At 59.6% G+C, this 12004-nt stretch carries 6 protein-coding genes and 1 pseudogene; 6 read left to right on the top strand and 1 reads right to left on the bottom strand.

Annotated elements, in window-relative coordinates:
• Positions 1 to 148: 148 nt before the first annotated feature.
• The 6 genes from recC (at position 149) to ACW9HX_RS19395 (ending at position 11852) form a co-directional block, all read left to right on the top strand.
• Positions 149 to 3601 (top strand): exodeoxyribonuclease V subunit gamma, encoded by a 3453-nt coding sequence (gene recC / locus ACW9HX_RS19370; protein ID WP_457381838.1) that lies wholly within the window; start codon positions 149 to 151, stop codon positions 3599 to 3601.
• Entirely contained in the window at positions 3598 to 7287 is a 3690-nt protein-coding gene (gene recB / locus ACW9HX_RS19375; RefSeq protein ID WP_457381839.1) for an exodeoxyribonuclease V subunit beta, read from the top strand. Before recC ends, recB begins: the two co-directional genes overlap by 4 nt.
• The gene (gene recD / locus ACW9HX_RS19380) at positions 7284 to 9389 is read left to right on the top strand and encodes an exodeoxyribonuclease V subunit alpha (RefSeq protein WP_457381840.1); all 2106 of its coding nucleotides are present in this window, start codon (positions 7284 to 7286) and stop codon (positions 9387 to 9389) included. Before recB ends, recD begins: the two co-directional genes overlap by 4 nt.
• 122 nt (positions 9390 to 9511) lie before the next feature.
• On the top strand, positions 9512 to 10087 hold the full coding sequence (locus tag ACW9HX_RS19385; RefSeq protein ID WP_457381841.1) for a YfiR family protein: 576 nt from the start codon (positions 9512 to 9514) through the stop codon (positions 10085 to 10087).
• Positions 10084 to 11352, top strand: coding sequence for a diguanylate cyclase domain-containing protein (locus tag ACW9HX_RS19390; RefSeq protein WP_457381842.1), 1269 nt, complete (start codon positions 10084 to 10086; stop codon positions 11350 to 11352). Before ACW9HX_RS19385 ends, ACW9HX_RS19390 begins: the two co-directional genes overlap by 4 nt.
• Entirely contained in the window at positions 11352 to 11852 is a 501-nt protein-coding gene (locus ACW9HX_RS19395) for an OmpA family protein (RefSeq protein WP_457381843.1), read from the top strand. The genes ACW9HX_RS19390 and ACW9HX_RS19395 overlap by 1 nt, the downstream gene beginning before the upstream one ends.
• Here ACW9HX_RS19395 and ACW9HX_RS19400 read toward each other — a convergent pair.
• Positions 11849 to 11986: pseudogene (locus ACW9HX_RS19400) on the bottom strand (LysR family transcriptional regulator); the annotation flags it as partial. The gene ACW9HX_RS19395 and the pseudogene ACW9HX_RS19400 overlap by 4 nt on opposite strands.
• Positions 11987 to 12004 lie beyond the last annotated feature (18 nt).

Consider the following 12004-nt stretch of genomic DNA (forward strand, 5'->3'; position numbering starts at 1 on the left):
TTCCGAAACCCCAATTGCGAAAGCAGTTGGGGTTTTGTTTTGCCCGCAGGAAAGTTCGTACGGCATTCTCGGACGCCTTGCGGCTGTCCTCGCCTGCCGACAATGCTAAGGTTCAGCCCTAGCTTTAGTATTTTTCCAAGGAAGCCTTATGCCGGACACACAGTCCCTCAACGCTGCATTCATGGTGGTTCAGAGCAACAGCCTGGACGAACTGCGCAGCCTTGTGATCAGCATAATGCGGCGCTATCCGCTGGCCCCCCTGGAGAACGAAATTGCGCTTGTGCAGAGCAATGGCATAGCCCAATGGCTCAAACTGGCATTAGCCGAGGATCCAGAAGAGGATGACCTTGGCGGCTGCGGTATTGCTGCTGCAATTGACGTGCAATTGCCGGGTAGTTTCATGTGGCAGCTTTACCGCATGGTCCTGGGGCGAGATGAGATCCCGGCAAAGTCCTTGCTCGACAAGGAACCGTTGACCTGGCGACTGATGCGCTTGTTGCCGCAGGTCATCGACCTGCCGCATTTCGAACCACTGCAACGATTCCTGACCCATGACACCGACTTGCGCAAGCGCTACCAGTTGTCCGAGCGTCTGGCTGATCTATTCGATCAGTATCAGGTGTACCGTGCCGACTGGCTTGAGGATTGGGCCGAGGGGCGTCATCAACTACGAAATGTCAGAGGCGAAATAAAACCGCTGCCTGTTACCAGTTGCTGGCAGGCAGAACTGTGGCGTGCGTTGCTTGAAGATGTTGGTGAGCAAGGCATGGCTCAAAGTCGGGCAGGCGTGCACCAGCGATTCATCGAGCGCATCAACAACCTTGAAAAAGCACCGACAGGTTTGCCGTCACGGGTAATCGTTTTCGGAATTTCCTCACTGCCCGCGCAAGTGCTCGAAGCATTGGCAGGGCTGGCCCGTTTCAGCCAGGTCCTGCTCTGTGTCCACAACCCTTGCCGTTATCATTGGGCCGATATCGTTGCCGACAAGGATCTGTTGCGTCATCAATACAAGCGCCAGGCTCGCAAGAGCGGGATGCCCTTGGTGCTGGATTCGGAGTCACTGCATCAACATGCCCACCCGCTACTGGCCGCCTGGGGCAAGCAAGGTCGTGACTACATCAATCTACTCGACAGCTATGACGACCCCAATAGCTATCGCGCGGCATTTCGCAATGGTCGTATCGATCTGTTCAGCGAAGCAGTCCCGCAAAACATGCTCAATCAACTTCAGGATGACATTCTGGAGCTGCGTCCGCTCAGCGAGACGCGTGAGCTCTGGCCCGATGTCGATCTGAAGCAAGACCAGTCGATTCGATTCCATGTCGCCCATAGTGCCCAGCGTGAAGTAGAAATTCTCCACGATCAGCTTCTGGCCCGCTTCAGCGCGAATTCCGAACTTCGCCCCCGCGACGTGATCGTGATGGTGCCTGACATCGACAGCTATGCACCGCATGTCCGCGCGGTGTTCGGGCAACTGGATCGTCATGATCCACGGTTCATTCCTTTCACACTGGCAGACCAGGGGCAACGCGGTCGCGATCCATTGCTGATCGCTGTTGAACATCTGCTCAAGCTGCCAGACAGTCGATTCCCCGTCAGCGAAATTCTCGATTTGCTCGATGTTCCGGCTTTACGCGCACGGTTCGGTGTGGAGGAGCGGGACTTGCCGACACTGCATCGCTGGATCGAAGGCGCAGGTGTGCGATGGGGCATGGACGCCGAGCAACGCGCCGGGCTGGGATTGCCTGAAGAGCTGGAGCAGAACAGTTGGCGTTTCGGCCTGAGGCGGATGCTCCTTGGTTACGCGGTTGGCAATTCCAGTGCCTGCGCGGGCATCGAGCCTTACGATGAAATCGGTGGGCTCGATGCCGCGTTGATCGGTCCGCTCGTGGCGCTGCTGGATGCATTGGAGTACTCGCACCAGCAATTGCTGAAACCTGCGAAACCTCAAGAGTGGGGGAGCCGCTTGCAGCAACTGATGCAGATGTTTTTCAAAGCGAGCAATGAGCATGACGACTACTTGCTGACTCAGCTTGAGGAGCTGCGCGAAACATGGCTGGAGACCTGCGAGTCTGTCGGACTGGAAGACGAGTTGCCGCTGACCGTTGTCCGGGAGGCCTGGTTGGCCGGGCTGGATCAGGGACGTCTGTCTCAACGCTTCCTGGCCGGTGCGGTGAACTTCTGTACCCTGATGCCGATGCGGGCAATTCCATTCAAGCTGGTTTGTCTTCTGGGCATGAACGATGGCGATTATCCCCGGGCACAACCACCGCTGGACTTCGACCTCATGGGCAGCGATTACCGGCCGGGAGATCGCTCCCGCCGTGAAGATGATCGCTATCTGTTGCTCGAAGCACTGCTGTCTGCTCGCCATCAGCTGTACATCAGTTGGGTTGGACGCAGCATTCGTGACAACAGTGAGCGGCCACCGTCGGTGCTGATCGGTCAGTTGCGTGATCATCTCGCCAACGGTTGGCGAACGACTGATGAAAGCGCGGATCTTTTGCATGCCATGACTCAGGAACACCCGCTGCAGCCATTCAGTTCACGTTACTTTCACGAGGGAGATGAGCTGTTCAGTTACGCCAGCGAATGGCAGATGCTGCATCAGCCTCATGAGCCTGTTGATGTGAACAGAATGCTTGAACCCCATGTCCAGGAGGAGCCGTTGAGCCTTGCACTGCTGCAGGATTTCCTGCGCAATCCAGTGCGACACTTTTTCACTCAGCGATTGAAGGTTTACTTCGAAGCCGCGCAATTACCTCAAGCCGATGAAGAACCCTTTGTGCTGGATGCGTTGCAGCGATATACCCTCAGCGGCAGTTTGCTCGACGCGGCCTTGAGGTATCCGGAGAGAGTTGATCAGGCTCTGGAGGCTGAGGCCCGGCGCCTGCAAAACAGTGGGTTGCTGCCCATGGCGGGATTCGGCGAGTGCCTGCAGCGAGAGTTGATCGAACCGCTTCCTGATTTGCTGCAACGCTATCAGCAGTTACTGACGCTGTGGCCGACTCCGCTGACCAGTGCGATCCCGATCAGTCTTGAATGGCAAGGGTTGCGCCTGGAAGGATGGCTTGGAGGTCTGCATCAACGGGCTGATGGCGGTGTGCTGTCGGTCACGACGATCCCCAACAGCATCGGGTCGATCAAGAGCCGCAAATGGCACCGTCTGATCAAACCATGGATCAATCATCTGGTTGCTTGTGCGACCGGTCTTTCTCTGACTACTGCGCTGGTCGCCAGTGACGACACCCTTTTGCTTGAACCGATGGAGCAGGATCGGGCCTGGAGAATACTCGAAGACCTGCTGCTTGCCTGGCAGTCAGGAATGCGTCAACCGCTCCCGGTTGCGGTGAAAACCGCTTTTGCATGGCTGGGCCAGAATGACCCGCTGAAGGCTGAAGCCGCTGCCCGGAAAGCCTATGAGGGTGATGGCCAGACCAGCGAAGGTGAACGACGCGAAAGCCCCGCATTGGCGCGGCAATTCCCGGATTACGATGCATTGTTGGCCGAAGAGACATTCCCCGATTGGTGCAACGCTTTATACCGCCCCGTGTTCGAAGCCCCTTGGCAATCGTTGGCCAGCGCGGAGGGACGTTCATGAGTGCAAAGCAGCCACTTGCCCTGGCGTTTCCGTTAAAGGGCAGTCAACTGATCGAGGCCAGCGCGGGCACTGGCAAGACGTTCACGATATCCGCGTTGTATCTGCGCCTGATCCTCGGTCACGGAGGTGAAGTCAGCGGCTTCGGTCGCGAGCTGCTGCCACCGCAGATTCTGGTGGTGACCTTCACCGACGCAGCGACCAAGGAGTTGCGCGAACGTATTCGCACACGCCTGGCCGAGGCCGCACGCTTCTTCCGTGACGAGACACCGCCTCCTGATACGTTGATCGATGAGCTGCGCGCGCAGTTCGACCCTCAGCAATGGCCCGGTTGCGCCAACCGCCTGGATATCGCCGCGCAATGGATGGACGAGGCTGCCGTCTCGACGATCCACAGCTGGTGTCAGCGAATGCTGCGCGAACACGCATTCGACAGCGGCAGCCTGTTTACCCAGACCCTGGAAACCGATCACAGCGATCTGCTCGGCGAAGTGCTCCGCGACTATTGGCGCCTGTTCTGCTATCCCATGCAGGGTGATGCACTGAACTGGGTTCGCAATAACTGGGGAGGCCCGGCCGTCCTGTTGCCTCGCGTACGTGGTCTTTTCGGCACTGAGCGCGAAGACAACGCGGTTGATACTCCGGCCGAACTGATCGAGAAGTGCCTGCAGGAACGCCGCGCGGCACTGGTTGAATTGAAAAAGCCGTGGCAACAGTGGGCGGATGAGCTGCTCGCCATTTGTCATCAGGGCGTCGCAAGTAAAACAGTCGACGGGCGCAAGATGCAGGCCCGTTACTTCGAACCCTGGTTCGAAAAGCTCAAGGCCTGGGCCGAAGACGAGTCACTGGAACAACTGGATATCGGTACCGGATTTACCCGACTCACGCCGGACGGTATGGCCGAAGCCTGGAAAGGCGAGCCACCGAGCCATCCGGGACTGGACGCCATGCAGGCACTCAAGTCGAGTCTCGACGGGCTGCCAACTCCCGATGCCGCGGTGCTGCAACACGCCGCCAAATGGGTGGGCGAGCGCTTCGAAGAAGAGAAGCGTCGACGCGCCGAAATGGGTTTCGACGACATGCTGCTGCGACTCGACGCGGCCCTGCAATCCGAAGGTGGAGAGCGACTCGCCACGCTTATCCGCGAGCAGTTTCCGGTCGCCCTGATCGACGAATTCCAGGACACGGATCCGGTGCAGTACCGGATTTTCGAGAGCATCTATCGCATCGAGGAAAACAATCCCGAAACCGGGCTGTTTCTGATCGGTGATCCCAAACAAGCGATCTATGCCTTCCGCGGTGCGGACATCTACACCTACCTGCGCGCGCGAATAGCCACCGCAGGACGACTGCATACGCTGGGCACGAACTTTCGCTCCAGTCACGGGATGGTCCGTGCGGTGAACCAGGTATTCGAGCGCGCGGAGTCCCGTGAACAGGGGCGCGGCGCGTTTCTGTTTCGAGAGAAAGACGGTGACAACCCGGTACCGTTTCAGCCCGTGGACTCTCAGGGGCGCAAGGAGCATTTGCAGATTTTCGGGCAAGACGTCCCGGCCCTGAACATCTGGCATTTATCCACCGAGCAGCCAGTCTCCGGCGCAGTCTACCGCCAACAGTTGGCTGCTGCCTGCGCCAGTGAAATCACTGCCTTGCTCAATGGGGGACAAGCAGGCAGCGCTGGTTTCGCACAGGACGGCAAGGATTTTCGCGGCCTGCAACCGGCAGACATCGCGATTCTGGTCCGCGATGGTAAAGAGGCCCAAGCGATACGCGGCGAGCTCGCTGCCCGAGGGGTACGCAGCGTTTATCTGTCGGACAAGGATTCTGTCTTCGCGGCCCAGGAAGCACATGACCTGCTGGCCTGGCTGAAGGCCTGTGCCGAACCGGATGTCGAGCGCTCGTTGAAAGCAGCCCTGGCCTGCACCACGTTGAATCTGCCATTGACTGAGCTGGAGCGCCTGAATCAGGACGAGTTGGTCTGGGAAGCACGCGTCATGCAGTTCCGAACCTATCGCGAGATCTGGCGCAAACAAGGCGTGCTGCCGATGTTGCGGCGCTTTCTGCATGACTTCCATCTGCCGCAAACCTTGATCGCACGCAGTGATGGTGAACGGGTGCTGACTAACCTGTTGCACCTGTCGGAGCTGATGCAGCAGGCGGCCTCCGAACTTGATGGCGAGCAGGCGCTGATCCGGCATTTGGCCGAGCACCTTGCGCTATCCGGTCAAGCGGGTGAGGAGCAGATCCTGCGCCTTGAAAGCGACGAGCAATTGGTCAAGGTCGTGACGATCCACAAGTCCAAGGGGCTTGAGTATCCACTGGTGTTTCTGCCTTTCATCTGCTCGGCCAAACCGGTGGACGGCAGCCGGCTGCCATTGCATTACCACGATGCATCCGGCAAGGCTCAGGTCAGTCTCAAGCCTGACCCTGAGCTGATTGCCCTGGCCGACAATGAGCGGCTGGCGGAAGACCTGCGTTTGCTCTACGTCGCTCTGACCCGGGCACAACATGCCTGCTGGCTTGGCGTGACGGACCTCAAACGCGGCAATAACAGCAGCTCGGTCCTGCATCTTTCTGCACTTGGCTATCTGCTGGGTGGTGGCGTGTCACTGAGTGAGTCCAGTGGTCTGACTCGCTGGCTCGACGATCTGCAGCAACATTGCCCTGCGCTGAGCATCGTTGAAATGCCGCTGGCAACCAGCGAGCGCTACCGTCCGCCACGCAACGAAGCAACCCCAAGTGCCACGCTGATCCCCAAACGCAAAGCCAGCGAAAACTGGTGGATCGCCTCCTACAGCGCATTGCGCATCAGTGATGTGTTGAGCATGGGCAGTGAAGAAGCACCGGACAGCCCGCAGGCACAGAAGTTGTTCGACGACGAGCGTCTTGAGCCGGATGCCCCCCGAGAGATTATTCCGGGAGGCGCCGAGATTCATCGCTTCCCCCGAGGTCCGAATCCGGGGACGTTCCTCCATGGACTGCTCGAATGGGCAGGTGATGAAGGGTTCGCGGTTTCACGCGAAGCACTGGAAGACGCGATCGCCCGGCGCTGCAATCGACGGGGTTGGGAAGGCTGGATCACGACCCTCAGCGACTGGCTGCACCATCTGCTTAAATCGCCGATGCCGGCAGGCTCCGGTCGACCGCCGGTGGTGTTGGAGCAATTGAAACAGTATCGGGTCGAGATGGAGTTCTGGTTCGCCAGCCACAAGGTCGATGTCGTCAGGCTCGACGAGCAGGTACGCAAGTTCACCCACAACGGTGTTGCCCGGGTCGCCGCCGAAGCGGTGCAACTCAACGGCATGTTCAAAGGCTTCATCGACCTGACCTTTGAGCATGACGGTCGTTACTACGTGGCGGACTACAAATCCAACTGGCTGGGTGTCGATGACGCCGCCTATACCGAACAGGCCATGGAACAGTCGATTCTGGAAAACCGTTACGACCTGCAATACGTGCTGTATCTGCTGGCACTGCATCGTCAGCTCAAGGCCCGCCTCGCCGATTACGATTACGACCGGCATGTTGGCGGTGCGCTGTATCTGTTCCTGCGGGGCACCCGTGCTGACAGCGGTGGTGTGTATTTCGTGCGGCCCCCGCGGGAGCTGATCGAGCGTCTGGACCGGATGTTCCAGGGCAAACCGGAACCGAAAGCCGAGCCCGCGTGGGAACAGGGAGAATTGCTATGAGCCGCACCATCGCGGATTTTCCGCCGGTTTCGCTGGATGCCGACGGCCTCGCTCAACTCACTCCTCTGACGCGAGCCCATGACCTGTTGCAGTTACTGAACCTCTGGGTCGAGCGTGGATGGCTGCGGGCGCTGGACAAGGCGTTCGTGGCATTTCTTTACGAGTTGGCGTCTGACGTTGATCCGTTGGTATTGCTTGCCGCCGCGTTGACCAGTCATCAACTCGGCCACGGCCATGTGTGCCTGGATTTGTTCGAAACCCTCAAGGCCCCGGACTTCGCCCTGTCCCTGCCACCGGAGGGCGATGTGCAATCGGGTGTGTTGTTGCTGCCATCGCAATTGCTTGAAACCCTGGAAGGGACGCACTGGTGCAAGGTGCTGGCCGACAGTTCGCTGGTGGCGCTGGCTGCCGATGAGAGTGAGTCTGCACGGCAATGCCCTCTGGTGCTGTCCGGTAAACGCCTGTACTTGCGGCGGTACTGGGCCTATGAGCGACGAATCGACACCGCTCTGCGTCAGCGCCTGGCGGAGCATGAACCGACGCCGGGTGATCTGTCGCAGCGGTTGGACGAATTGTTTGGATCGGCAAAGAAAGCCGGCGCGATCGACTGGCAGAAACTCGCCTGCGCACTGGCGACCCGAGGTGCTTTCAGCATCGTCACGGGCGGGCCTGGCACCGGCAAGACCACTACGGTGGTACGTTTGCTGGCGTTGCTTCAGGCTCCGGCGGTCGAAGCCGGTCAACCTTTGCGCATTCGCCTGGCGGCTCCTACGGGTAAAGCGGCTGCACGGTTGACCGAGTCCATCAGCCAGCAAGTGCAATCGCTGATGGTTGCTGACGCCGTCAGGGAAAAGATTCCTTCCGAGGTCACCACCGTTCACCGCTTGCTTGGCAGCCGTCTTGGCACCCGACACTTCCGTCACCATGCCGGCAATCGCCTGCCGCTGGATGTTTTGGTGGTCGATGAAGCGTCCATGATCGACCTGGAAATGATGGCCAATCTGCTTGATGCGTTGCCGTCACACGCTCGCCTGGTGTTGCTGGGCGACAAGGATCAACTGGCCTCCGTCGAGGCCGGTGCGGTGTTGGGGGATCTGTGCCGCGATGCCGAGGCGGGTTGGTACAGTCCACAGACCCGGCAGTGGCTGGAGTCCGTCAGCGGCGAGTCCTTGCGGGACAGTGATTTGCACGAGGACCTCGACGGCAAGCATCCGTTGGCGCAGCAAGTGGTGATGTTGCGGCACTCGCGGCGTTTCGGCGAGGGCAGTGGCATCGGCCAGCTTGCGCGACGGGTGAATCAGCAACTGCCGGATGAAGCTCGCCAACTGTTGGCAGCGCGAAACCACGACGACGTGTTTTCGTTGCCGCTCAACGGTGAGCATGACCACGCACTGGAGCGTCTTGTACTGGAAGGGCATGGCGAGGGACCGCACGGTTATCGACATTATCTGAGCGTTCTACGCAATCAGCGTCCGCCTGCCGGAGCCTCCCTTGAGCATCCCGGCTGGCTCGATTGGGCGCGTGAGGTTTTGCAGGCGTTCGATACGTTCCAGTTGCTGTGCGCAGTGCGCAAAGGACCGTGGGGTGTCGAAGGGCTGAACCAACGTATCACCGACGCGCTGCTCAAGGCGCGGCTGATCGACAGCGACCAGCAATGGTACGAAGGCCGTCCAGTCCTGATGACCCGCAACGACTACGGCCTGGGGCTGATGAACGGCGATATCGGCATCGCCCTCAAATTGCCCGAACGTGACGGGCCGAACGCCGGTGAAGCGGTCCTTCGGGTGGCATTCCCGCGTAACGACGGGCGCGGTGGGGTTCGGTTCGTGTTGCCGAGCCGACTCAATGATGTCGAAACCGTGTACGCGATGACGGTGCACAAGTCGCAAGGCTCGGAGTTTGCTCATACCGCGCTGATTCTTCCCGACGCCCTGAATCCGGTATTGACCAAAGAGCTGATCTACACCGGTATTACCCGAGCCAAGCATTGGTTCACGTTGATTGAAACGCGATCCGGAGTGTTTGAGGAAGCCGTGCAGCGCAAGGTCAAGCGCTTGAGCGGTCTGATGCTGGAACTGGAGGAGGGCGTGGGATCTCGATAATGAAAATGCTGACAGATCCCGGCGTTATCTGACCAGCCAGTCAGAGGGGACTGTATCGCTGGCGTTCCAACGCTGTGCTATCGTTGCGGCATCATCTCGTTACGATCCAAGAGAATCCCTGCATGAAGCTGGCTGTCTGGGCGACAGAGCGCGTAGTTGGCTGCAAGCAAGTATTGCTTGCCGGTCTGCTCTGTTTGCTCACGGGTGTGGCTGCTGCCCAGCCGCAAACTCCGGTGGGCATGGCTGAACAACGGGCCAAATCCGTCACTCAGGTGGTCCTCGGCATTCTCAGTTATGCCCGCTGGCCTGTCGAACCTGCGCAATTGCGCCTGTGCATCGTCGGCCCCACCGAATACACCGACGACCTGGTGAAAGGCACGACCCAGGCCACGGGGCGGCCTGTCACTGTGCGTCGTCTGCTGGCCGACAACCCTTCCATCGTCAGCGAGTGCGATGCGGTGTACATCGGCAAACTCACCGCCGATGAACGCAGTCGCCTGTTCGCTTCGCTGATTGGCCACCCGGTATTGAGCATCAGCGAGGGCGGCGATCAGTGCACGGTCGGCAGCTTGTTCTGTCTGCGTGTCGGTGATGAGCAGGTGTCGTTCGAGGTCAATCTCGACTCCGTTGCCCGCAGCGGCGTGCGCATTCATCCGAGCGTGCTGCAGTTGTCGCGCCGCAAGCCGGCGGCCCCATGAGACGCAACAAATCCACAGGGCGTCCGACCCTGGGTTCGGTCATCGGTCGCGGGCATTTGATTGTCGCGCTGGTTGCCGTTGCGATGGCCAGTGTGTCCCTGACCCTGCTCGGCGTATTGGCGCTGCGGGTCTATGCCGATCACAACCTGCACCTGATTGCTCGTTCGATCAGTTACACCGTGGAAGCGGCAGTGGTGTTCAACGACAAGCCGGCTGCGACGGAGGCGCTGGCATTGATCGCGTCGACCGAAGAGGTAGCGGACGCGCAGGTGCTGGATAGTCAGGGTCAGGTGCTTGCGCGATGGCAGCGTCCGGAAAACGGCTTTTTTTCCGGGTTGGAAATGCAGATAACGCGGATCGTGCTGGAAAGACCGATCAGTCTGCCGATCCTGCATCAGGATCGCGAGATCGGCCGAGTCCTGTTGATTGGTCACGGGGGCAGCTTGATGCGTTTTCTGCTGAGCGGTCTGGCGGGCATCATTCTCTGTACTGCGGTCAGTGCCTGGGTAGCGCTCTATCTGGCGCGCCGCCAGTTGCGCGGGATTATCGGCCCACTGCACAGCCTGGCAGGAGTGGCCCACGCCGCCCGCAGCGAACGGGCACTGGACCTGCGCGTGCCTCCGGCGAAAATTGCCGAACTCGATAACCTCGGTAACGACTTCAATGCATTGCTCGATGAACTGGAGTCCTGGCAGACCCACCTGCAAAGCGAGAATGAAACCCTCGCCCATCAAGCCAGCCATGACAGCCTCACCGGGTTGCCCAATCGCGCATTTTTCGAGGGTCGCCTGATCCGCGCTTTGCGCAGCGCCAGAAAACTCAACGAACGAGTGGCGGTGCTGTTTCTCGACAGCGATCGTTTCAAGGGGATCAACGACAGCTTTGGTCATGCCGCTGGCGATGCGGTGCTGGTGGCGGTGGCGAACCGGGTGCGGGCGCAGTTGCGCGAAGAGGATCTGGTGGCACGTCTGGGCGGCGATGAGTTTGCGGTTCTGCTGACTCCGCTGCACAAGACCGAAGACGCCGAGCGCATTGCCGACAAGATCCTCGCCAGCATGGACACCCCGATTGCACTACCTGGCGACACCAGTGTGGTGACCTCGCTCAGTATCGGCATTGCGGTTTACCCCGATCATGGCACCACGCCCGGCACCTTGCTTGATGCGGCCGACGCCGCCATGTATCAAGCCAAACGCCTGTCGCGTGGCGCCCAATTCACGGCCGGGTCGGAGCACCCGGTCGATCCCGTTAAAACCAGGAGCTGATGCCCGTGTTCTCACTTTCCGTTCGACTGTTTTCCACACTGATGTTGATGGCCATGCTGGCCCTGACCGGATGCCAGACCGCCCCACAAAAAGGCCTGACGCCGGCGCAGATTGCCGTGCTCAAACAGCAAGGCTTTGAGCTGACCGACGACGGTTGGGAGTTCGGCCTGTCGGGCAAAGTGCTGTTTGGCAGCGACATCGAAAGCCTGAACAAGCAAAGTACCGAGATCGTTGAGCGTATCGGCAAGGCCCTGCTCGGTGTTGGTATCGAGCGGGTGCGAGTGGATGGACACACGGACGCTTCGGGCAAGGAAGCCTACAACCAGCAGCTGTCTCTGCGCCGGGCAAAAAGTGTGGGCAAAGTGCTGACCACGGTCGGCATGAAGGAAGAGAACATTCAGCTGCAAGGCCTTGGCAGCCGCGAACCGGTGGCCTCCAACGATACCGCCGCCGGCCGCACCGAAAACCGTCGGGTGTCGATCGTGGTCAGCGCCGACTAATCGGCGAACTCCATCTCCCGGGTCTGCCCCATCAACAGCGCCTGATTGCGCTCGGTCACTTCACGGATGTAATCCCACAACAGGGTAATCCGCTTGAGCTTGCGAAGATCCTCCCGGCAGTACATCCAGAACTTCAAGGAATTCAGGTTAAC

The organism is Pseudomonas sp. SDO52101_S400 (assembly GCF_054071635.1).

Coding starts and splice junctions, on each gene's coding strand:
- ACW9HX_RS19395 (WP_457381843.1), top strand. CDS start 11,352: ATGCCCGTGTTCTCACTTTCCGTTCGACTGTTTTCCACACTGATGTTG.
- ACW9HX_RS19385 (WP_457381841.1), top strand. CDS start 9,512: ATGAAGCTGGCTGTCTGGGCGACAGAGCGCGTAGTTGGCTGCAAGCAA.
- recC (WP_457381838.1), top strand. CDS start 149: ATGCCGGACACACAGTCCCTCAACGCTGCATTCATGGTGGTTCAGAGC.
- recD (WP_457381840.1), top strand. CDS start 7,284: ATGAGCCGCACCATCGCGGATTTTCCGCCGGTTTCGCTGGATGCCGAC.
- ACW9HX_RS19390 (WP_457381842.1), top strand. CDS start 10,084: ATGAGACGCAACAAATCCACAGGGCGTCCGACCCTGGGTTCGGTCATC.
- recB (WP_457381839.1), top strand. CDS start 3,598: ATGAGTGCAAAGCAGCCACTTGCCCTGGCGTTTCCGTTAAAGGGCAGT.